This is a genomic window from Pseudomonas sp. C2.3V (assembly GCF_058536325.1).
Window position 1 is genome coordinate 935,735 of the sequence record NZ_JBZUBN010000001.1, and the last position, 22,760, is coordinate 958,494.

Annotated in this window: 16 protein-coding genes; 11 read left to right on the forward strand and 5 right to left on the reverse strand. The window is 56.6% G+C overall.

Features of this window, described 5'->3' with window-relative positions; genetic code table 11:
* Positions 1-180: 180 nt before the first annotated feature.
* Entirely contained in the window at positions 181-372 is a 192-nt protein-coding gene (locus AC4LF3_RS04425) for a hypothetical protein (protein ID WP_010797223.1), read from the reverse strand.
* 579 nt (positions 373-951) lie between these two features.
* Here AC4LF3_RS04425 and AC4LF3_RS04430 point away from each other — a divergent pair.
* Positions 952-2,115, forward strand: a complete 1,164-nt coding sequence (locus tag AC4LF3_RS04430; protein ID WP_010797224.1) for a type III PLP-dependent enzyme — start codon at positions 952-954, stop codon at positions 2,113-2,115.
* Positions 2,116-2,157: 42 nt separating this feature from the next.
* On the opposite strand, the gene AC4LF3_RS04435 is transcribed toward AC4LF3_RS04430, so the two are convergent.
* Complete coding sequence (locus AC4LF3_RS04435) at positions 2,158-2,976, reverse strand: tetratricopeptide repeat protein (protein ID WP_491834852.1); 819 nt, start codon at positions 2,974-2,976, stop codon at positions 2,158-2,160.
* A gap of 2 nt (positions 2,977-2,978) precedes the next feature.
* Complete coding sequence (locus tag AC4LF3_RS04440; RefSeq protein ID WP_074822745.1) at positions 2,979-3,659, reverse strand: Fe2+-dependent dioxygenase; 681 nt, start codon at positions 3,657-3,659, stop codon at positions 2,979-2,981.
* A 179-nt stretch (positions 3,660-3,838) separates the two neighbouring features.
* On the opposite strand from AC4LF3_RS04440, the gene AC4LF3_RS04445 reads away from it, so the two are divergent.
* The 4 genes from AC4LF3_RS04445 to AC4LF3_RS04460 all read left to right on the forward strand — a co-directional run bounded on the left by AC4LF3_RS04445 (position 3,839) and on the right by AC4LF3_RS04460 (position 10,700).
* Positions 3,839-6,085: a TonB-dependent receptor gene (locus AC4LF3_RS04445; RefSeq protein WP_491834853.1), complete on the forward strand. Its 2,247-nt coding sequence runs from the start codon at positions 3,839-3,841 to the stop codon at positions 6,083-6,085.
* 120 nt (positions 6,086-6,205) lie between these two features.
* The gene (locus AC4LF3_RS04450; protein ID WP_491834854.1) at positions 6,206-8,740 is read left to right on the forward strand and encodes a PepSY domain-containing protein; all 2,535 of its coding nucleotides are present in this window, start codon (positions 6,206-6,208) and stop codon (positions 8,738-8,740) included.
* Between the two features lie 184 nt (positions 8,741-8,924).
* Entirely contained in the window at positions 8,925-10,235 is a 1,311-nt protein-coding gene (locus AC4LF3_RS04455) for an MFS transporter (protein WP_491834855.1), read from the forward strand.
* Positions 10,236-10,283: 48 nt separating this feature from the next.
* Positions 10,284-10,700 carry a VOC family protein gene (locus tag AC4LF3_RS04460; protein ID WP_312508472.1) on the forward strand — a complete coding sequence of 139 codons (417 nt, stop codon included), beginning with the start codon at positions 10,284-10,286 and terminating at the stop codon, positions 10,698-10,700.
* On the opposite strand, the gene AC4LF3_RS04465 is transcribed toward AC4LF3_RS04460, so the two are convergent.
* Entirely contained in the window at positions 10,683-11,531 is an 849-nt protein-coding gene (locus AC4LF3_RS04465; protein WP_074822734.1) for a universal stress protein, read from the reverse strand. The two genes, AC4LF3_RS04460 and AC4LF3_RS04465, sit on opposite strands and share 18 nt — an antisense overlap.
* A 37-nt stretch (positions 11,532-11,568) precedes the next feature.
* Positions 11,569-13,053 carry a SulP family inorganic anion transporter gene (locus AC4LF3_RS04470; protein WP_026004090.1) on the reverse strand — a complete coding sequence of 495 codons (1,485 nt, stop codon included), beginning with the start codon at positions 13,051-13,053 and terminating at the stop codon, positions 11,569-11,571.
* A 482-nt stretch (positions 13,054-13,535) separates the two neighbouring features.
* On the opposite strand from AC4LF3_RS04470, the gene fdnG reads away from it, so the two are divergent.
* The 6 genes from fdnG (at position 13,536) to selB (ending at position 22,757) form a co-directional block, all read left to right on the forward strand.
* Positions 13,536-16,610, forward strand: a complete 3,075-nt coding sequence (gene fdnG / locus AC4LF3_RS04475) for a formate dehydrogenase-N subunit alpha (protein WP_148100025.1) — start codon at positions 13,536-13,538, stop codon at positions 16,608-16,610.
* The gene (fdxH, locus tag AC4LF3_RS04480; RefSeq protein ID WP_019366878.1) at positions 16,611-17,549 is read left to right on the forward strand and encodes a formate dehydrogenase subunit beta; all 939 of its coding nucleotides are present in this window, start codon (positions 16,611-16,613) and stop codon (positions 17,547-17,549) included.
* A 47-nt stretch (positions 17,550-17,596) separates the two neighbouring features.
* Positions 17,597-18,220 (forward strand): formate dehydrogenase subunit gamma, encoded by a 624-nt coding sequence (locus AC4LF3_RS04485; protein WP_491834856.1) that lies wholly within the window; start codon positions 17,597-17,599, stop codon positions 18,218-18,220.
* A gap of 128 nt (positions 18,221-18,348) precedes the next feature.
* Positions 18,349-19,275, forward strand: a complete 927-nt coding sequence (gene fdhE, locus AC4LF3_RS04490) for a formate dehydrogenase accessory protein FdhE (RefSeq protein ID WP_491836244.1) — start codon at positions 18,349-18,351, stop codon at positions 19,273-19,275.
* A gap of 150 nt (positions 19,276-19,425) precedes the next feature.
* The gene (gene selA, locus AC4LF3_RS04495; protein ID WP_404625543.1) at positions 19,426-20,838 is read left to right on the forward strand and encodes an L-seryl-tRNA(Sec) selenium transferase; all 1,413 of its coding nucleotides are present in this window, start codon (positions 19,426-19,428) and stop codon (positions 20,836-20,838) included.
* Positions 20,835-22,757: a selenocysteine-specific translation elongation factor gene (gene selB / locus AC4LF3_RS04500; protein WP_404625544.1), complete on the forward strand. Its 1,923-nt coding sequence runs from the start codon at positions 20,835-20,837 to the stop codon at positions 22,755-22,757. Before selA ends, selB begins: the two co-directional genes overlap by 4 nt.
* Positions 22,758-22,760: the final 3 nt, after the last annotated feature.

The following is a 22,760-nucleotide window of genomic DNA, read 5'->3' on the forward strand; positions in this document are numbered from 1 at the left end:
CTCTTTGAGCAGGTCGATTGACAAGGGGGCCGGCGGGGTTTGACGTAAAAATGTGATTGCCTATGGCTTTATTGAAAGTACGTACAGCGATAGGAGCGGGAAGTAAACTCGATAAGCGTTAAAATCCATTAAGCTGAAAGCCTGAGCCGGACTCAGGACACAGGCTTTCAAGCCTGGCGCTTAGCAGGCATCCAGACGGAAGCAGACTCCTGTCCAGCGCTCAGCCTCCTCACGTGCATCCTGCTCGTTATCGAACTCGGCAATGACTCCGCCATGGGCGTAGATCACCGCCCAGGTTTCCTTCAAGGCAACCTGCAACGAGTTGATGAATGATGGAGGCTCTACCGAGCCGTCGACTTCGATGCCAAACATTTTGATTTCCCTATGAAATGAAGCAAAACATATTGTTGGAGTTTGGCCATATCCTTCCGTGATGTAAGGCACTGCATGGCGACACACGAAGACCTGTGCGTCTTAATAAAGTTTACGCCTTGCCATATTTCTTTCATCTTTTTGGTGAGCGGCAGTATCCAAATCTGGTTAGCACTCCCTCGCAAAAATTAATCTTTGTTGAAAATGCCTATCTGGCTTGAACGGGTTCTCTCAATTGCAGAGGAATCCTGACGGATTTTGGAACATCGGTTCGCCTGGCCGGTCGGTTTTACGAGGAGGGTTCGTACCGGATCGAGGCAAATCAGACAGTCGTATGGGATTTTTGATTGATCTTGCGGGCGCGTAGTCCTAAAGTTCGCGCCCGAACGTCCATGCTGGAAACGATCCATCCGGCTCAAGTACTGACGACGAGACAGCAAGGTCAACGCTCTGGACATGTTGACCTTTTTGCTTTCGGCGACGTGCCTTGGGAAGTAGGCGAACCAAAGTGGGGAAACGGATTAGGCGTTCAGCAATACCCCTACGAATCTATTTGTTCTGCCATTGGGAGTCCGACGCATGTCCATCCAGGTCGAAGATTACTACTCGCGCGAGACCTTCCAGCGAATGAAGTCCTTCGCTGACCAGCATGAAACGCCTTTTGTGGTGATCGATAAGGCTACCATTTCCAGAGCCTACGATGACTTGGTGAACAATTTTCCGTTTGCCAAAATTTATTACGCCGTTAAGGCAAACCCAGCCATCGAGATTACTGAGCTCCTGCGCGACAAGGGCTCGAATTTCGACATCGCGTCCATCTATGAGCTAGACAAGGTGCTGAGCACGGGCGTCAGTCCTGATCGCATCAGCTACGGCAATACGATCAAGAAAGCCAAGGACATTCGCTATTTCTACGAGAAGGGTGTGCGGATGTTCGCCACCGACTCCGAGGCTGACCTGCGTAATATTGCCAAGGCCGCGCCGGGATCGAAGATCTATGTGCGGATTCTGACCGAAGGCTCCAATACTGCTGACTGGCCGCTTTCACGCAAGTTTGGCTGCCAGACTGATCTGGCACTGGACCTCCTGATCCTGGCCCGCCAGCTAGGCCTTGTGCCTTACGGCGTCTCCTTCCACGTTGGCTCGCAGCAGCGTGATATTGACGTCTGGGATGCGGCTATCGCTAAGGTCAAGGTAATATTCGAGCGCCTGCGTGAAGAAGACGGCATCGTCCTGAAGATGATCAACATGGGCGGCGGTTTCCCGGCAAACTATATTGCCAAGACCAACAACCTCGAAACCTATGCTGAAGAGATCATCCGTTTCCTGAAGGAAGACTTTGGCGACGAACTTCCGGAAATCATTCTGGAGCCCGGTCGTTCGTTGATTGCCAACGCCGGTATTCTAGTGAGCGAAGTGGTACTGGTGTCGCGCAAATCGCGCACCGCCGTTGAGCGCTGGGTATACACCGACGTAGGCAAATTTTCCGGTCTGATCGAAACCATGGACGAGTCCATCAAGTTTCCGATCTGGGTCGAGAAGAAGGGTGAGATGGAAGAGGTCGTGATTGCCGGCCCTACCTGTGACAGTGCCGACATCATGTATGAACACTACAAGTATGGTTTGCCACTGAACCTTGCCAGCGGTGACCGTCTGTATTGGTTGTCTACCGGGGCGTACACCACCAGCTACAGTGCTGTGGAGTTCAATGGCTTCCCTCCACTCAAGGCCTATTACCTCTAAATAGCGCCCATAAAAAACCCGCTTCGGCGGGTTTTTTATCATTCAGACGGCAAGGGGCGAATCGTAGCGCTTGCTCTGGGCTCTGATAAGAGCCGCTTGATCCGTCTCGTCGCCCAATTCGGCGGCGCGCTCGAAATAGCTCAGCCCGATCAGGCGCAGCGCTTTATGGTCGGAGTCCAACAGCCCTTGCCGGCTGGCCCTGAAAAAATTGAGGTTGCCAGTCTTCAAGGCTTCCTTCAACCAGTACTGGGCTTCCTCAAGGCGACCCGTTGTTGCCAGCACCGCTGCATAGCTATATTGACCGCGAAAATCGCCTGCCTCTGCCGACCGCTTGTACCAGTCATGTGCAACCTTTGTATCCCGTGTAACGACAAGGCCCTCTTCGTAGAAGCGTCCAACGAGGTTCATGGACTTGGCATGGCCCAGCTCAGCGGCGCGTCGGTAGAATAAAAAGGCGCTGTGCTCGTTACGGGAGACACCGCGTCCTGTCGCCAGCAGATTGGCATAGTTGTACATGCCCCAGTCCAGGCCCTGTTCAGCGGCCTGACGATAGGCCTCGGCTGCTGCGTAGGCATCCTGCTCGCAGCCCCAGCCATGTTCGCGGCAACGTCCTACCATGTTGAGCGCCATCGTGTGGCCTTGATCGGCAGCGATAGTAAACCAGATCAATGCGAGGCTAGCGTCCTGTGCAATGCCGCGGCCCTCCAGCAGGATCTGGCCTAGCATGGCCTGGGCATCTGGCGAGCCGACCTTGGCAGCCGTCAGGATGACACGGGCCGCCTCCCTGGGATTATCCGATGCCAGTGCCTGTTCCAGCGCCTGGTTTTCGAGAACTTCCTGTCGCCTCAAGACGTAGGCCATGGTTATACGTCTACCCAGCGGCGTAGCAGGTTGTGATAAGTCCCGGTCAACTGAACCAGTGAAGGATGATCAGGGACGTCGCGGGTCAGGTTTTGAATGGCTGTGTCCATTTCGAACAGCAGGGCCCGCTGGCTATCTTCGCGAACAAGACTCTGAGTCCAGAAAAACGAGGCATATCGAGTGCCTCGAGTCACCGGCTCCACCTTGTGCAGGCTGGTGGCCGGATAGAGCACGGCGTCGCCTGCCTTTAGCTTTACGCGCTGTGTGCCATAGGTGTCCTGAATCACCAGTTCTCCGCCGTCATAGCTGTCGGGATCACTGAAAAACACTGTGGTCGAGATATCGGTTCTGACGCGCTCGACGCTGTTTTTCACGTTGCGTACGGCGTTGTCTATATGGAAGTCGAATGAGCCGCCGGCGGTGTAGCAGTTGATCAAGGGCGGGAAGATCTTGTGGGGCAGTGCCGCAGACATGAACAGGGGATGCTGCCAGAGCCGATGGACAATCGCTTCGCCGATTTCACGCGTTAACGGATGGTCTTCGGGAAGTTGAAGATTATGCTTGGCCTTGGCGGATTGATGTCCAGCAGTGATTTTTCCATCACTCCACTGGGTCTGTTCAAGCGCCTCTCGGATACGAGCCGTTTCTTCAGCAGTAAAGACCTGGGGTATGGCTAGCAGCATGACGCGCTCCGACGAGCATAAAAAAACTATTAATGATAGTCATTCTCAGGATTTTTGCAAAAAGTACAGCGTAGAACTGCAAGCTGTCTTTGATAATTCAGAATACTTTAAATTACTATTGATACTAATTCGTATTTGCGTATATTTTCCGCGGCTTCGTTCGTGGGGAATAATTAGAAATGACACGTCAAACCGAGTTGGGTGTTACGCCTAGGCTGTTAGTTTCAGCGGTAGGGGTAGCCATAACGGCTTTTTCCGGTACTACGCTTGCTCAACAAGCGCCTACTAAGCAAAGTGCTAACCAAGGCTCGAGCGTACTGGATCTGAACAGCACCACCGTCCTGGGGGATGAAGAGGGCAGTTATAACGTTCAGGAGTCAGCATCGTCCAAGTACACGGCTCCGCTGCGTGACACACCCAAGTCAGTGACGGTAATACCGGCTCAGGTAATCCAAGACACCGGTGCGCTTTCATTAACTGACGCGCTACGGACTGTTCCAGGCATCACGTTTGGAGCAGGAGAGGGAGGAAACCCCCAAGGCGATCGCCCCTTCATCCGCGGTTTCAGTGCTGAAAGTGATACTTTTGTTGACGGTTTGAGAGATATCGCTTCGCAGACACGTGAAGTATTCAATCTCGAAAGCGTTGAAGTCAGCAAGGGGCCAGGCTCGGCTTATACAGGCGCAGGTTCGACTGGGGGTAGCCTCAACCTGGTTTCCAAAACGCCCAAGATGCATGATTTCGTCAATGGCGGCTTTACCTATGGCTCTGATCAGACTCGCCGTACAACCCTGGATGTCAACCATGTATTGACCGACTCGGCTGCCTTCCGCCTGAATCTGATGAAGCACGATGCCAATGTGGCCGGTCGTGATGGTCCAGATGTCAGCCGCTGGGGTGTAGCACCTTCGATTAGTTTCGGTCTGGGTACACCCACACGTGCCACGTTTTCCTACTACCACTTGGAAACAGATGACACGCCGGACTATGGTATTCCGCTGACCAATGTGAACCGCAGCAAGGCCAACCCGAGCGGGCCGGCTCATGTAGATAAGGACAACTGGTACGGGTCTAGCCGTGATTACCGTGAAAGCACGACCGACAGCGGTACGCTTCGAATCGAGCACGATTTGAATGACAGCCTCACGCTGTCTAACAGTTTTCGCATGGTGCGGACCACACTGGACTACGTGGCTACCAACCCGGACGACAGCAAAGGCAACGTTGCAAACGGTTACGTCTATCGCTCACCTAAGAGCCGCAATTCAACATCAGAAGGCTGGGTCAACCAGACCGACTTGAAGGCGCTGTTTAATACGGGGACGATTGAACATACTCTGGTAACGGGCTTGGAATTTAGTTACGAAGATGTGCATAGTCGCCCCTATACCTTTACATCGACGGCGTCCGGTACAACATGCAATGCGTCCTTGCTGGCCAGTGGTGATTGCACCAGCCTGTATAACCCCACCTACAAGGATGGATGGGCAGGCACGATTACCGAGGGTGCGTCTTATACGGATACCGACACCAAGACCAGTGCCGCCTATGTATTCGATACACTGAAGCTTAACGATCAGTGGTCTGTAAACCTTGGTCTGCGCTACGATGATTACCAGGTCAAGAGCAGCGGCTTCGGCAATAATGGTGTTCGTGGTGCAGCCAACACCAATTTCTCCAATGAAAACAATTCGCACTTCTGGAACTATCAGGTTGGTGTCGTTTATAAGCCCGCATCCAACGGCAGTATCTATGTAGCGTGGTCGACATCGAGTAACCCATCGGGCGAGACGGGAGGAGAAGGTTTGTCCGATCTGGCGGCTGCCAATAACGGGCTGGATCCAGAACGTAATCGCAATTATGAAGTGGGGACGAAGTGGGACTTCTTCAACGAAGCGCTTTCGCTTAATGCGGCCTTGTTCCGTACAGACAAGACCAATGCTCGCGTTGCCAGCGCAGACGCTAACATATCGCAAGTACTGGATGGCGAGCAGCGTGTTCAGGGTGTTGAGTTAGGCTTCAGTGGCAAGCTGACGCCTCACTGGAAAGTATTCGGCGGTTACACCTACTTGGATAGCGAGATCCGTAAGTCGACCACCGCTTCTGATGAGGGCAATAAGATGCCTCAGACGCCGGAAAACAACTTTACCCTGTGGACCACCTATGATGTTACTCAAGACTTCACGGTGGGTGGCGGTGCCACATATGTGGATCGTCAGTTCGGCAATACGGCCAACTCGACCTACATTCCCTCCTACACGCGCTATGACGCGATGGCGGCTTACCGCGTGACGAAGAATCTGGATCTGCAGTTGAATGTGCAGAACCTGACGGACAAACGTTATTTCGACCAAGTGTACTCAACCCATATGGCGCACGTAGCGCCCGGACGTACAGCGCTCCTGAGTGCCAACTTCCATTTCTGATGGAAAAGTGCATGGCCCGGCTCCTGTGAGCCGGGCTTTTTGTATGGATATCTCTTACTTGTCAGGCGCATATGGCACACGCGCTCTGGTTTTGAATGGCTCGTGGATCGAGTGATTTAAATGAAAAAGCTTCTCTTCCAGCTGCATTGGTTTATGGGCATCACGGCAGGACTGGTGCTGGTCATCATAGGCGTGACCGGCGCTGCGTATTCGTTCGAGCCGGAGATATCGAACCTGATCAATCGTTCTGCAGCGGTAGAGGAGCGAATGGCTGGAAATGCGCTGGCACCTTATGAGCTTATCAAGCGCGTCGAGGCGTACGAGGGTAAAAAGGTAACTGGGCTATGGGCCGATCTGGTGCTCAACAGTAATGTCCGAGTATTTCTCGAGCCCCCGCCGGGAGAGCGGCGCGGGCCTATGCGCTTTGTCGATGCCTATACCGGTGAGATATTGAGTGAACCGGTTGGCGCCGACTTCTTTGGGCTCATGCTGCGATTGCATCGTTTTCTTGCTGTGGGAGAAACCGGCAAGGCGATTGTGGGTGCCTGTACCCTAATGCTCCTGTTTTTCTGTTTGTCTGGTCTCTATCTTCGCTGGCCCAGGCAGGTTGCCAGCTGGCGCGCCTGGTTGACTTTGGATTGGGCCCGTAAGGGGCGCAGCTTCAACTGGGACTTGCATGCGGTCGCAGGCACCTGGTGCCTTGTGCTTTATCTACTGGCGGCGCTTACTGGACTCTTCTGGTCCTATGAGTGGTATCGCAATGGCCTGATCCGGCTGCTGGACGATGCGCCTGCCGAGCAGCGAGGCGAGCGCAAGGGTGGCAGGCCGGAGCGTCCTCAGCCAAATGGGGCACCGCCCGTCATCAACCATGAAGCCCTCTGGGCAAGCGTGCAGCAAGCTGCCGGCCCGACGCTGGAAGGTTATACCTTACGCCTGCCTTCAGCAGCCGGCCAGCCGGCAACGGTATTTTATCGTCTTCAGAATGCCGATCATCTACGTGCACTCAACAAGCTGGACCTGGACCCGCAAACCGGCGCGGTTCGCAGCCATGAGCGCTACGCTGACAAGAGCATCGGCGGGCAGCTGCTGGGCAGCATCTATGCGCTGCACACGGGCGAGTACTTTGGGTTGCCGGGGCGGCTGCTGATGTTCCTGGCCAGCCTCGCCATGCCTCTGTTCTTTATCACGGGCTGGTTGCTTTATCTGGATCGCCGCCGCAAGAAAAAGGGGATTCGCCAGGCCCGTCGCGAAGTGACACTTGGGGTAACAGGAGGTGAGCCCTGGTTGATCGGCTTTGCCAGTCAGAGCGGTTTGGCGGAGCAACTGGCTTGGCAAACCGCCGGCCAGTTACAGGCTGCAGGCCAGCCGGCAACGGTAAAGCCGTTGGCTCAGCTCAATTCCGATGCCTTGACGGCGGCTCGCAAGGCGTTGTTTATCGTCAGTACCTTTGGCGATGGCGAGGCGCCAGATAACGCCCGCAAATTCGAGCGCGCCGTGTTGCGGCAGGCGATATCCCTGAAGCAGCTCTCCTACGGTGTGCTGGCGCTGGGGGATCGGCAATACCCGGATTTCTGTGCGTTTGGACGACGTCTACAGCGCTGGCTGAGCGGGCAGGGCGCTCATAGCCTGTTCGATACGGTTGAAGTAAACCGGGACGATGAGGTTGCCTTGGGTCTATGGCAGTCTCGCCTGGGCGAGTTGGGTGCCGTGGCGCATATCCAACCAGCTACTGCTCCGTTCCAGGATTATCACCTGTCGGCCCGTCAGTGCTTGAACCCCAGAGGGCAGGGATGGCCCGTCTTCAGGGTCGATCTCCAAATGCCGGCAAATTGCTCGTGGGCAGCCGGCGACCTTATCGAAATACTACCGCGTTATCCTGTGTCATTCGTACAGGAATGGCTAAGTCCATTGGGACTTTCTCCAGATTCCCTTGTATGGCTGGACGGGATCGAGTTGCCGTTGGATCAGGCATTGGCAACACGTTTTCTGCCTGAGGACGTGCACCAGATGGTAGGCATGCACGCACAGGGATTGGTTGAGGCGCTGCTGCCTTTGGCGGTCAGACAGTATTCAATTGCATCCCTGCCCGTTGAGGGGACTATGTCACTGATCATTCGCCAGGAGCGCAAACGAAGTGGGCAGTTGGGTATCGCGTCTGGCTGGCTGACCACCCATGCTCCAGAGGGTGGGCACCTGATGGCACGCCTAAGACCTAATCCCGCGTTCCATATGGCTCATGACGATCGGCCTGCGCTCTTTATTGGCAACGGCACGGGGATAGCCGGCTTACGGGCACTGCTCAGGGCGCGCATCGACGCAGGACACAGCCGGAACTGGCTGCTCTTCGGTGAGCGGAATCGTGAACATGACTTCTTCTACCAGGACGAGTTGGAGCGCTGGCTGGCGCATCGGCAGCTTGCCCGGCTTGATCTGGCTTTTTCCCGTGATCAGGAAGACAAGGCATATGTTCAGGATCGCTTGCTGGAATCCACAGAAGACGTCCGAGCCTGGGTCGATCAAGGCGCGGTTATTTACGTCTGTGGCAGTTTGCAGGGCATGGCACAAGGCGTACATGCTGCCCTGGTTGAGATCCTGGGCGAGTTGGACCTGGAGCGGTTGCAGGAGGAGGGGCGCTACAAGCGGGACGTTTATTGACGGATAGCCGCTGGCCATTTCCATTTACAGGCAGGAAGTGGCCAGTTGCGCTTTGCCTATAAATCGATAAGCTCTCCGGCCTCTCGGGAAAGCACATGCATAGCGGCGGTGATGCTCCTTGAGAAGCAGCTTCCAGTCTGTCTGCCAGGGCGTGGGCCCTGGCATTCGCTTAGAAGGAGTGTGTATGTCGGACGTGCGCCACGGTTCTACCCAGCCTCACAACGCTGACGAGGCGGGCACTTACCGTCTTGTTATCTGGCGACTCATTCCGTTTCTCTGTTTCTGTTACCTGGCCGCCTATCTGGACCGTATCAACATCGGTTTTGCAAAATTGCAGATGCTTGATCAGCTGCATCTTTCCGAGACGGCTTACGGGTTGGGGGCAGGGCTCTTCTTCGTCGGCTATATCCTGTTCGAGGTGCCCAGTAACCTAGTGTTGGAGCGTGTCGGCGCCCGTATCTGGATTGCCCGAATCATGATCACTTGGGGGTTATTGTCGGGCGCCACGATGTTTGTGACCGAGGCATGGCAGTTCTATCTCTTGCGCTTTCTGCTGGGCGCAGCCGAAGCGGGCTTTTTGCCTGGTGTTCTGTTTTACCTGACCCAGTGGTTTCCCACCTACCGCCGAAGCCGCGTCATCGCACTGTTCATGATTGGTCTGCCGCTGTCGAGCCTGATTGGCGGGCCGATTTCGGGCTGGATCATGAGCCATTTCCATCAGGTCAACGGCTTGCAGGGCTGGCAATGGCTTTTTCTGCTGGAAGCCGTGCCTACAGTGGTTCTGGGTATTTTGACTTTCTGGGTGCTGCCCAACACCATCAGCGAAGCCGCTTGGCTGAGCGCAGAACAGAAAAAGGTGTTGTTGCAGAAACTTGAGGAAGATGAATCCGATCGACCCGACACGCCCTATCGTTTTCGCGACGGATTCTGGGACATCAAGGTCTGGATGCTGGGAGGAATCGATTTTTCAATCCTGCTCTGTGCCTATGCCATGGGGTTCTGGCTGCCAACCTTCATCAGGGGCGCTGGGGTAACCGATACCGTGCATATCGGATGGCTCACCGCCATTCCAAGCCTTATGGGGCTTATCGGTATGCTGGCCATTGGCGCAAGCTCGGACCGTTTTCGGGAGCGCCGCTGGCACATCATCGTGCCGTTCATCGTAGGGGCTGCGGCGCTGTCCATGAGCACCTTCTTCTCCCAGGACGTCATGATGCTGGTGCTGCTGTTCGGAATCGCCTCGGCTGCGATCATTGGCGCCGTCCCGGTCTTTTTCAGCCTGCCGGCCACCTTTCTCAAGGGGACGGCGGCTGCGACCGGCTTTGCCCTGGCCTGTTCGCTAGCCAACATTGCCGGTCTGGTCAGCAACTCGCTGATGGGGTTTGTGCTGGATCTGACCCATAGCAGCGCCGTAGCGCTCTGGTGCTTTGCTGGTTCGCTGCTGCTCAGCTGTCTGCTTGTACTGGCCCTGCCGGCCAAGGTGGTAAACCGCTGAGGTCAACCTGCTGCTAGGCTGAAAGAAGTCCTGATTACGGAGGCGCCCATGTTCAGTCACATCCAGCTTGGCATTCACGATCTGTCACGCATGACGGCCTTTTACAACGCTGTTTTGAGCGAGCTTGGCATGATTCGTATGCCCAACGAGCAAGACGGTGGTCCCGAGGGTGCTGGCTGGCAGTATCCCGGGCAGCGATGGCCGCAGTTCTTTATCCAGTTTCCCTTTGATGGAAAACCCGCTTCGGTGGGTAACGGAACGCAGGTAAGTTTTGCGGCTCCCTCACAGACCAAAGTGGATGCCGCATGGCGTCAGGCGCTGTTGCATGGCGGCTCCGATGAAGGCGCTCCGGGGCTAAGGCCACAGTACGCGCCAGATTACTATGGCGCGTACTGCCGCGACCCTGAGGGCAACAAGTTATGCTTTGTTCATGCCGAAGGGCTGCCGTTAGCGCACCACCAGTAAGGCGCCGCCGGCCGTACGCAGCATATTGCCGGTATTGCTACCCATGAAGAAGTGTCGTAATCGGGAATGTCCGTAGGCGCCCATGACCGTCAGGCCAATTTCCTGCTGTTTGCGGTACTTCTCAAGCGCAAGCTCTACATCGCCTTCGACGATGGCGGTCACAGCGCTCAGACCCACAGAGCGCAGGATAGTGGCTGCATCTTCAAGAGGCTGACGATTTTCGGCGTTATCCTTTCCGACGGTCACGATATGGCACTCCAAACCCCGAAATAGCGGGCTTTCGGCCATAAGCTCGAGTGCCTTTCGCGCACTGTTACTGTTATCGAAGCCCAGCATAACTCGCTGAGGGATCTCAAACGCTACCGGTGTCACAAGAATCGGACGGGTCAGGGTGCGGATTGCGCTTTCCAGATGGCTACCGATCAGCCGCGCCGGTGGGGTTTCCTCGCCCAGTCGACCCATGACGAAAAGGGCGCTTTGCGCCTGCATATCCCGCAGCGTATCGAGAAAGTCTCCGTGCCGCTGCAGCGTATCGGTTTCCTGAGCGCCCAGCTTGGTAACATGCTCCTGAGCCGCTTCCAGTAGAAGCTGCCCTTGCTTGAGACCTAGCCCCCTGCGTTTCTCATCCAGTCTGGCCAACTCGTCCAACAGGTGCTCCCGGCTGCCCAGCCCGATAGTGCCACTCAGGTCAGAATCGGCAGGATAATGTTTGCGGTCAAGCACATGCAGCAGATGTATGGGGGTGCCCAGCTTCAGGCTGGCCCAGGCAGCATAATCGCAAACACCTCGTGTTGCAGGGGAGCCATCGATACAGGCGATGATCCTGTTCATTACTGTTCCTCGATCAGTAGCATTCAAAACGCGATATCTAGTGGCCCATCACTTTGTTGGCCGCGTCCGGTTTGTCATGGATGCCAAAGCGGTCGACCAGCGTAGCACTAGCCTGGTTCAGGCCAATGACCTCCACGTGCGCACCTTCCCGACGGAACTTGAGAACGACGTTATCCAGTGCCGAAACCGCTGTAATGTCCCAGAAGTGGGCATGGGTCAGGTCGATCACTACATGGGAAACCGCTTCCTTCAGGTCAAATGCTGCGTTGAAACGAGTAGTCGATGCGAAGAAAACCTGCCCCTTTACGTCGTAGATCCGTTTTTGCCCATTTTCCAGTCGACTCTCTACCGTCAGGTAGAACGCCACCTTGTTGGCAAAAAACAGCGAAGCCAGCAGTACACCGGTAAGCACACCAAAGGCGAGGTTATGCGTGAAAACCACCACAGCCACGGTGACCAGCATCACTATATTGGTGGATAGTGGGTATTTTTTCAGGTTACGGATGGAGTCCCAGCTAAAGGTGCCGATAGAGACCATGATCATGACGGCAACCAGTGCAGCCATGGGAATGCGCGAGACCCAATCCCCAATGAAAACCACCAGAATCAGTAGGAATACTCCAGCTACGAGAGTGGATAAACGGGAGCGGCCGCCAGACTTCACGTTAATAACTGACTGGCCGATCATCGCGCAGCCTGCCATTCCGCCCAGAAGACCCGAAACGATATTGGCCAGCCCTTGGCCCTTGCATTCACGGTTCTTGTCGCTAGACGTATCGGTCAGGTCATCCACGATAGTGGCAGTCATCATGGACTCCAGCAGGCCTACCACGGCAATGGCAGCCGAGTAGGGGAGGATGATCAGCAGGGTATCCAGGTTGAGCGGCACGTCAGGCAGGAGAAATACCGGCAGGCTGTCAGGCAGTTCACCCATGTCCCCTACGGTGCGTACATCAAGACCCAGATACATCGAGAGGGCAGTCAGCAGCAGGATGCAGACCAGTGGCGAGGGAATGAACTTGCCTAGCGTGGGTACGTAGGGAAACAGATAAATGATGCCCAAGCCAGCCGCCGTCAGGGCATAGACATGCCAAGTGACATGGGTCAGTTCAGGCAGTTGCGCCATGAAAATCAGGATAGCCAGTGCATTAACGAAGCCGGTCACTACGGAGCGCGAGACAAAGCGCATCAGCGAGCCCAACCTCAGAAAGCCGATGATGATCTGGATAACGCCAGTCAGCAGCGTAGCGGCAAGCAGGTATTGGAGGCCATGATCGCGCACGAGGGTGGTCATGAGCAGGGCAGTCGCGCCCGTCGCTGCCGAGATCATGCCGGGACGACCCCCTGCGAAGGCGATGGTCACCGCGATACAGAAGGACGCATACAGGCCGACTTTCGGATCGACGCCAGCAATGATGGAAAAGGCGATGGCCTCTGGGATGAGCGCAAGAGCAACGACCAGGCCGGCAAGAATGTCGCCGCGCAGATTGTAGAACCAGTGATTCTTGAGGGTATGCAGCATTGCAGGTACCAAAGCAAAAGCCAAAACCCGCACGCCGAGCAGACGGCATGCGAAGCCCAAGGGTTATGACACGTTGAAAAAAGACAAGTGCTGGGCCTGAAAGGCGCGCAGCAAATACCGCACTGACGGGTGCTTCCAACGTCAGCGGTACAGGCGAGGAGGGGAAAGCGCTATGGCGGCGTAGGCAGCCAGCAAAGAGGGTTAAGCAGTGTCATCAGACCTGTCTTCAGCCTTCAAAATAAACGAGGGAGCGACCTTAACACAAAATGTAAAAAGGTGCAGACAGCATTAAAGACTTGTTGTATTAGGCCGATAACAAAATCAGAAGTTTCGGAGCGCGCCTCTGACAGAAGTGCTCTGCGAAAGTTCCCAAAAGAGCAAAATAATCGGATAACTGGCTAGTTGCCACCGCTTCGATTGGTTATATTTTGCTCAGGGGTGCGGCGAAGAATCGCACTTCACTTCTGATGAGGAGTCAAGACGTGGATATGAACCGTCGGCAATTCTTCAAGGTCGCGGGTATCGGCCTTGCAGGATCTAGCCTGGCGGCACTAGGCATGGCACCGACGCCAGCTTTTGCCGAACAGGTGCGCCATTTCAAACTGGCGCGCACCATCGAAACGCGTAACACCTGCCCTTACTGCTCTGTGGGTTGTGGCTTGGTTATGTACAGCCATGGCGATAAGGCCAAGAACGTTGCGCAAAACATCATTCACATCGAAGGCGATGCGGATCACCCGGTGAACCGCGGTACGCTGTGCCCGAAAGGTGCCGGTCTGCTGGACTTCATCCACAGCCCGAATCGACTGAAGTATCCCGAGGTCCGCGAAGCAGGCTCCAACGAGTGGAAGCGCATCTCCTGGGAAGAGGCGATGGATCGCATCGTCAAACTGGTCAAGGAAGAGCGTGACGCCAATTTCATCACCAAGAATGCTCAGGGCCAGACGGTTAACCGTTGGACGTCCGTTGGCTTCCTGGCTGCGTCCGCTGCTTCCAACGAAGCCGGTTATCTGACTCAGAAAGTCGTTCGTAACCTTGGTCTAGTCGGTTTCGATAACCAAGCTCGCGTTTGACACGGCCCGACGGTGGCAAGTCTTGCCCCGACATATGGCCGTGGCGCCATGACGAATACCTGGACGGATATTCGTAATGCCAACCTGATTCTGGTGATGGGCGGAAATGCCGCTGAAGCGCATCCGTGCGGCTTCAAATGGGTGACCGAAGCGAAGGCCCATAACAAGGCACGCCTGATCGTGGTCGATCCGCGTTATACCCGTACGGCTTCCGTATCGGATTATTACGCGCCGATTCGTACCGGCTCGGACATTGCGTTCCTGGGCGGCCTGATCAATTACCTGATCACAAACGATAAGATTCAGCACGAATACGTTCGTAACTACACTGACGTCTCCTTCATCGTGAACGAAGGTTTCACGTTCGAGGACGGTCTGTTCAGCGGTTACAACGCCGAGAAGCGCACCTATAGCGACAAGTCCACCTGGAGCTATGAGAAGGGCGCGGATGGTTTTGCCAAGGTCGATCCGACCCTGGAACACCCGCGTTGCGTCTTCCAGCTGATGAAGAAGCACTACAGCCGTTACACACCGGAAGTTGCCAGCAATATCTGCGGTATGCCGCAGGATCGCATGATGAAGATCTGGGCGGAAATCGCCGAGACCTCGCAGCCTGGCAAGACCATGACCATTCTGTACGCCCTGGGTTGGACGCAGCATTCTGTGGGCGCCCAGATCATCCGTACAGCGGCAATGGTTCAGCTGCTGCTGGGTAACGTGGGTCTGCCGGGTGGCGGTGTGAACGCACTGCGCGGTCACTCCAACATCCAGGGTCTGACCGACCTGGGTCTGCTGTCGAACCTTCTGCCGGGCTACATGACGCTGGGCAATGATGGTGAGCAGGACTTTAACGCTTACATCACCAAGCGTGCGCTCAAACCGCTTCGTCCTGGCCAGATGTCCTATTGGCAGAATTACGGCAAATTCCATGTCAGCCTGATGAAGGCCTGGTATGGCGATGCGGCGACCGCTGAAAACAACTGGTGCTACGACTATCTGCCCAAGCTGGACGTACCGGGTGCCGGTTATGACGTGATGAAGATGTTCGACATGATGTCTCGTGGCGAAGTCCGTGGCTATTTCTGCCAAGGCTTCAACCCGATCGCATCGTTGCCGGACAAGAATCGCGTAGTAGCTGCGCTTGCCAAGTTGAAGTGGTTGGTCATCATGGACCCGCTGGCAACCGAAACCTCCGAGTTCTGGCGTAACGCCGGCGAGTACAACAACGTTGATACCGCCAGCATCAAGACCGCGGTGTTCCGTTTGCCCACGACCTGCTTCGCTGAAGAAGATGGCTCTCTGGTCAACAGTAGCCGTTGGCTGCAGTGGCACTGGAAGGGCGCTGAAGCACCCGGTGAGGCGCGTACCGATGTGACCATCATGTCGGAAATGTTCCTCAAGCTGCGCGAGATGTATCGCACCGAGGGCGGCGCCTATCCGGATCCGATCCTGAACCTGTACTGGCCGTACAAGATTCCGCACGAGCCGTCTCCCGAGGAGTTGGCCAAGGAGTTCAACGGTTATGCCGTCAAGGACGTTACCGATGCCACTGGCGCGGTAGTGGCCAAGGCTGGCCAACAGCTGTCGGGCTTCGCTCAGCTCAAGGACGACGGTACGACGGCTTCGGGCTGCTGGATCTTCTGTGGCAGCTGGACCGAGCAAGGCAACCAGATGGCGCGCCGTGACAACAGCGATCCCTATGGTGTCGGTCAGAGTCTGGGCTGGGCATGGGCGTGGCCGATGAACCGCCGGATTCTGTACAACCGTGCCTCGGCTGACCCAAGCGGTAAGCCATGGGGACCGGACAAGAAACTGGTCTGGTGGAACGGCAAGAATTGGGGCGGCGCTGACGTTCCGGACTTCAAGCCGGATAGCGCACCGGAAGCCGGTATGAATCCGTTCATCATGAACCCGGAAGGTGTGGCGCGTTTCTTCGCCGTCGACAAGATGGCCGAAGGTCCGTTCCCTGAGCACTACGAGCCCTTCGAGACGCCAATCGGGGTTAACCCGATGCATCCGAAGAACGACAAGGTGATCAGCAACCCGGCCGCTCGTGTTCTGCCCTCTGTATGGGAGTCGTTCGGCAAGGCCGACAAATTCCCGTATGCGGCGACCACGTACCGTCTGACCGAGCACTTCCACTTCTGGACAAAGCATTGCCGTTTGAATGCGATTGTCCAGCCCGAGCAGTTCGTCGAAATCGGCGAAGCGCTGGCGAAGGAGAAGGGCATTGCGGCGGGCGACAAGGTTCGGGTGAGCTCCAAACGCGGTTACATCGTGGCTGTCGCGGTGGTAACCAAGCGGATCAAGCCATTGGAAGTGAACGGCCAGACCGTGCACCAGATTGGTATTCCGTTGCACTGGGGCTTCTCGGGTCTGACGCGTCACGGTTACCTGACCAACACACTGGTTCCATTCGTCGGCGATGGCAACTCGCAAACGCCCGAATCGAAATCGTTCCTCGTCAACGTGGAGAAGGCATAAATGGCACTTCAAGAAATCGTTGCCCAATCCGCGACGACGACCACGCCTTCCTCCATCCGTCAGGTGGAGGAGGTCGCCAAGCTGATCGACGTCTCCAAGTGCATTGGCTGCAAGGCCTGCCAGGTGGCGTGTTCAGAGTGGAACGAGCTGCGTGATGAGGTGGGGCACAACCATGGTACGTACGACAACCCGGCCGACCTGACCTCCGATACCTGGACGCTCATGCGCTTTACCGAGCATGAGAACCAGGCCGGTGATCTGGAATGGCTGATCCGTAAGGACGGCTGTATGCATTGCGCCGAGCCGGGCTGCCTCACGGCATGTCCGAGTCCGGGTGCGATCATCAAGCACGCCAACGGTATCGTTGACTTCAACCAGGACCATTGCATTGGCTGTGGCTATTGCATCACCGGTTGTCCGTTCAACATTCCGCGGATCTCGCAGAAGGATCACAAGGCGTACAAGTGCACCCTGTGTTCCGACCGTGTATCGGTAGGGCTTGAGCCCGCCTGTGTGAAGACCTGTCCGACGGGTGCGATTACATTCGGCACCAAGGAAGACATGAAGCACCATGCTGAGGAGCGCATTGTCGATCTGAAGAGCCGTGGTTACGAGAACGCCGGTCTGTACGACCCGGCGGGTGTAGGCGGTACGCACGTCATGTACGTGTTGCACCACGCCGATCAGCCTGCGTTGTACAACAACCTGCCGAACGATCCGGCCATCAGCCCGATGGTAAGCCTGTGGAAAGGCATCACCAAGCCTTTGTCGCTGCTTGCCATGGGCGCTGCGGTGCTGGCGGGCTTCTTCCACTACGTACGTATCGGACCGAACCGTGCGGACGAAGAGGATGAGGCTCATCACGATGCTGCCGCCGAGCAGGTGGAGAAAAAGTCCCAGGACACGTCGGTGAAGACGTTCGATCCGACCAAACGCTGAGATAACGTCTCCCTCGCAGGCGGGGGAGACGCTCCAGGAGCCTTCAAATGAAAAAAGAGATCGTTCGTTACGGTGCCAGTGAGCGCACCAATCACTGGGCGGTGGCTATACTGTTCTTCATGGCAGGCCTGTCGGGGCTGGCGCTGTTCCATCCAGCGCTGTTCTGGCTGACCAACCTGTTCGGCGGCGGACCGTGGACACGGATTCTTCACCCCTTCATGGGCGTGGCGATGTTCCTGTTTTTCATGGGACTCGTGATCCGCTTCTGGCATCACAATATCCTGGAAAAGCGGGATATGCAGTGGGTCAAGCAGATCGGTGACGTGCTGAACAACCGGGAAGACAAGTTGCCCGAAATCGGCAAGTACAATCCGGGACAGAAAGTGTTGTTCTGGGTACTGCTGGCTTCCATGCTGGTACTGATGCTTAGCGGGATCGTGATCTGGCGTGAGTACTTCAGCCATTTCTTCCCGATTGGTGGTGTCCGTCTGGCGGCACTGGCCCATGCGGCTGCAGCGTTCCTGTTGATCCTGTCGATCATCGTGCATATCTATGCCGGTATCTGGATCAAGGGTTCGATTGGTGCCATGCTGCACGGTAAGGTCAGCCTCCTGTGGGCCAAGAAGCATCACTCGCTCTGGTACAAGGACATCACGCGAGACAAGAAGTAAAAGTCCCTTCATGGCCTGTTTCGGCAGGCCATGAACAGGCGTCAAACGTGTAGCCATGCCTGGCATGGTTGTCGCCGTCACGGACCAGGAGGTCTGTGGCGGCTCCCATCACCGAAGAGGTTTCCTGCGTGTCAGGTCAGATTCTCGAACCGGGGCAGATCGAAGCCTCAGCCGTAACGCCTCCCTTCATCAACCTGCCGCCGAAAAATGCGTTCAGCTACCGTGCCGAGCGTTTGGAAAAGTTGGCGGACGGTAACCCGCTCCGTGATTACTTGCTGCTTGTCAGTGGCATCTGCCGTGCTCAGCAGCAGGTTTTCGACAACCTGGAAAACCTTCCGCTGGAGGCTAAGCGGATTGAGCAGAGCCAGCATCACGGCCTGCCCCCGCTGAGCTGCGATACGCTGGTCCGCGAAGAGGCGTGGCTAGGTGTTCTAGACGCCGTACTGAAGGTGTATCAGGTGCCTGAAGGCAATACTGCCGTGCAGGAAGCGCTTGAGCAGATTCGTACAGCGGACGCCGGACAGCGCAAGGTGTGGGCAATTGCCTTGGTCAGCGGGCAGTGCGATCAGGTTCCAGCGGCACTGGTGCCTTTCCTGGGCGCAGCGCTACAGGTTGCCTGGACAAATTGGCTGTTTCAGATCGAGACGGACAAGTTTCGTGAGTCCAAGAGTCAGACCCATTGCCCAGCCTGTGGCTCACTACCGGTTGCCGGTGTAATTCGTCACCGCGGCAAGCTCAATGGTCTTCGCTACCTGAGTTGCTCACTGTGCTCGTGTGAATGGCATTACGTGCGGGTAAAGTGCACCCAGTGCGAAAACAGCAAGGAGTTGGGTTACTTCTCGCTGGAAAACGATGCGGTCCTGGCCGAAAAGGCACCGCTGCGAGCGGAAGCTTGTCCCAGCTGCGAAACCTACCTCAAGCTGCTGTATCTGGAGCATGATACCGAGGCGGAGGCCGTGTCAGCCGATCTGGCCAGCTTGGCGCTAGACATGCGGCTCGATCAGGAAGGTTATCACCGTCAGGCCCCTAATCTGCTGCTGGCTCCCGGCGGCTGATTCCTGATAAACAGAGTCCGCTTCGCTCATAGCGGCGGGCTCTGCCAGCCTTTCTTTTACAGGGCTGAAGTGTTGGTCTTGCTACGTGCGCATGCGCGATGCTGCATCCGGTTGTAAACTCCAGGCTCATGTTCTTGTTATGAGGCCTGCATGACAGCCGTCCGTTTGCCTTCTGTTGATCGTCTGTTACGTCATCCCGCTGCGACATCGCTCCTGGACCGCTATGGTCGTGAAGCATTGCTCAAGACCTTTCGCGAGCTGCTCGATGAGCTGCGTGAGCCTTTTCGACAGGGACAGATCAGCGAGGCGGATGTCGATGAGGCCGTTCTGACAGGCCGGGCCGGGGAACGATTAGCTGCCCGGAACCAGCGTCAGGTCCGACGCATATTCAACCTGACTGGAACTGTTCTCCATACCAATCTAGGGCGTGCGCTGCTGCCTGAGGAGGCCATCGATGCGATGACCCTGGCTGCTCGCTACCCGCTCAATCTTGAATTTGACCTCAATACCGGCAAGCGCGGTGACCGCGACGACCTGATTGCGGGATTGATCCGTGAGCTGACCGGCGCCGAAGCGGTGACGGTGGTCAACAACAATGCCGCCGCCGTATTGCTTGCCCTTAACAGTCTTGGCGCTCGCAAGGAAGGCATCATTTCGCGTGGCGAGCTGATCGAGATCGGTGGCGCTTTTCGTATTCCGGACATCATGGCGCGCGCCAATGTAAGGCTGATCGAGGTCGGTACGACCAACCGTACCCACGCCAAGGATTACGAGAGCGCCATTACCGAGCGTACCGGGCTGCTCATGCGTGTACATACCAGCAATTATACGGTTCAAGGGTTTACCAGCAGTGTGGCAACTCCCGAACTGTCCTCTATTGCTCGCGCCCATGAAGTCCCCTTGCTGGAGGACTTGGGGAGCGGCTCTCTGGTAGACCTCACCCGTTGGGGATTGCCCAAGGAGCCAACCGTCCAGGAAGCGCTACGCGATGGCGCTGATATCGTGACCTTTAGCGGCGATAAGCTGCTCGGTGGTCCGCAGTGTGGAATTATCGTCGGGCATAAGGACCTGATCGCCCGCATCAAGAAAAACCCCCTCAAACGTGCTTTGCGAGTCGACAAGATCACCTTGGCTGCACTTGAGGCGGTGTTGGCGCTTTATCGAGACCCGGATCGTTTGGGTGAAAAGCTGACCAGCCTCAGATTACTCTCCCGTGGCCAGGGGGATATTGATAGTCAGGTTCAGCGGGTAATGCGTCCTTTATCTCAGGCACTGGGCGAGCGTTGGCAGGTAACGAGTGAGCTCACGCTCGGCATGATCGGCAGTGGTACCCAGCCGGTGGCTCGTCTGCCCAGCGCAGCGTTGTGCATGCGGCCGAATAGCTCCAAGCGCCTGCGAGGCCGTGCGCTGCGTCTGCTGGAAGAGGCCTTGCGACAGCTGCCTATCCCCGTGATCGGACGTATCGATGACGATGCGCTTTGGCTTGATCTGCGTCAGCTCGATGACGAGGCCGGCTTTCTGGGGCAGCTGGGAGCGCTATCGGTTGGGGAGTGGGACGCATGATCGTTGGAACAGCGGGCCATATCGACCACGGCAAGACGTCCCTCATCCGAGCCCTGACGGGTGTGGAGGGCGATCGTCGCCGTGAGGAAAAGGAGCGAGGCATCACCATTGACCTGGGGTACGTTTACTCGGATCTGGGGAATGGAGAGCTGACCGGGTTTATCGATGTTCCTGGCCACGAGCGGTTTGTTCATAACATGCTAGCCGGGGCCAGTGGAATTGATTTGGTGTTACTGGTCGTGGCTGCCGATGACGGTGTGATGCCACAAACACGCGAACATCTGGCCATTGTTGAATTGCTGGGCATACGCCGTGCGATGGTCGCCATGACCAAAACGGATCGGGTTGAGGCTGCGCGTGTTAACGCGGTACGGGAAGAAATTGATGCACTGTTAGCAGACGGCCCGCTTGCCGGGGCTCCGGTATTTCCGGTCTCCAGCCAGACGGGAGTGGGTATCGAGGCACTGCGTGCAGCGCTTCTGGATCAGGCTGAACAGGCACTGGCCCGCAGCGACCAAGGGTATTTCAGGCTTGCAGTCGACCGTGTCTTCAGCGTCTCGGGTGCCGGGGTGGTGGTCACGGGAACGGCTTTCGACGGTCGTGTTGCCGTCGGAGATGAGTTGTTACTGGGCACGCTGGGGCGTCGCGTGCGTGTGCGTGGCCTGCATGCGCAAAATCGAGAGGCCCAGATTGCCCACGCCGGGCAGCGTGTGGCAGTAAACCTGGCGGGTGAGCGGCTCAATGTCGAACAGATCCGGCGAGGCGATTGGCTGCTCGATGCAGCCCTCCACGCGCCGTCTACCCGTGTCGATATTGATTTGCACCTGCTTGGCAGCGAAGGTAAGGCGCTGGCCCACTGGACCCCTGTCCATGTGCATCTGGGTGCCCAGAATCTGACCGGTCGGGTGGCGCTGTTGGAGGATGAGGGTGTATTGACGCCTGGTGGGCGCACACTGGCGCAGCTGGTGCTCAACTCGCCGTTACAGGCTGCTCATGGTGACCATCTGGTGCTGCGGGATCAATCCGCGCAGCGAACCATTGGCGGTGGACGTGTGCTGGATCCTTTCGGGCCTGCCCGCAATCGGCGTACTCCCACACGTCTGGCACAGCTTGAGGCATTGCGTCAGGGCTCCTTTGAGGACGCACTGCCGGAGTTGCTCAAACAGGCGGACAATGGCGTAGCGCCTGCCGTGCTGGAGCGCCAGTTCAATCGACCGAGGGCGCGCTGGCAACTGCCTGAACATGTCATGGAAGTTGCTACCCGACAGGGTATCCGTCTATTCGATGCAACTCGCTGGCAGCACTTGCAGGCTACGCTGTTAGAGCGGCTCGGAACCTTTCATGTCGAACAGCCCGATGAGCTAGGGCCTGATCGTGATCGATTACGTCGTTTTGCCTTGCCGCAACTGGAGCGGCCTGTGTTCATTGCGTTGTTGGAAAGCCTGATGGCGTCCAGCCAGATCGAGGCGAGCGGGCCGTGGCTGCACCTGCCGGGCCATCGGGTTCGTCTGACCGAGGCCGAAGAGGCGCTGAAAGAAAAGCTCTGGCCTCTTCTCGAAGCAGGCCGCTTTGATCCCCCCTGGGTACGTGATCTGGCCCGGGAAATTGGTGAGGACGAAGCAGGGATTCGTCATCTGCTACGCAAGCTGGCACGCCTGGGACAGCTGCAGCAGATCGTCAAGGATCTCTTCTATCCTGAAAATACGATAAACCATTTAGTGCAATTGACGTTGCGTCTTGAGCGCGAAGAGGGGATCATTCGTGCAGCCGCGTTTAGGGATGGTCTAGGGATCGGACGTAAGCGCACAATCCAGATACTCGAATTCTTCGATCGGATCGGTTTGACTCGCCGTATGGGTGATGAACGCAAGATCCGTCCAGACAGCGCACTGGCTGCTCAGGTCGAAGAGGCGAGTTGATTG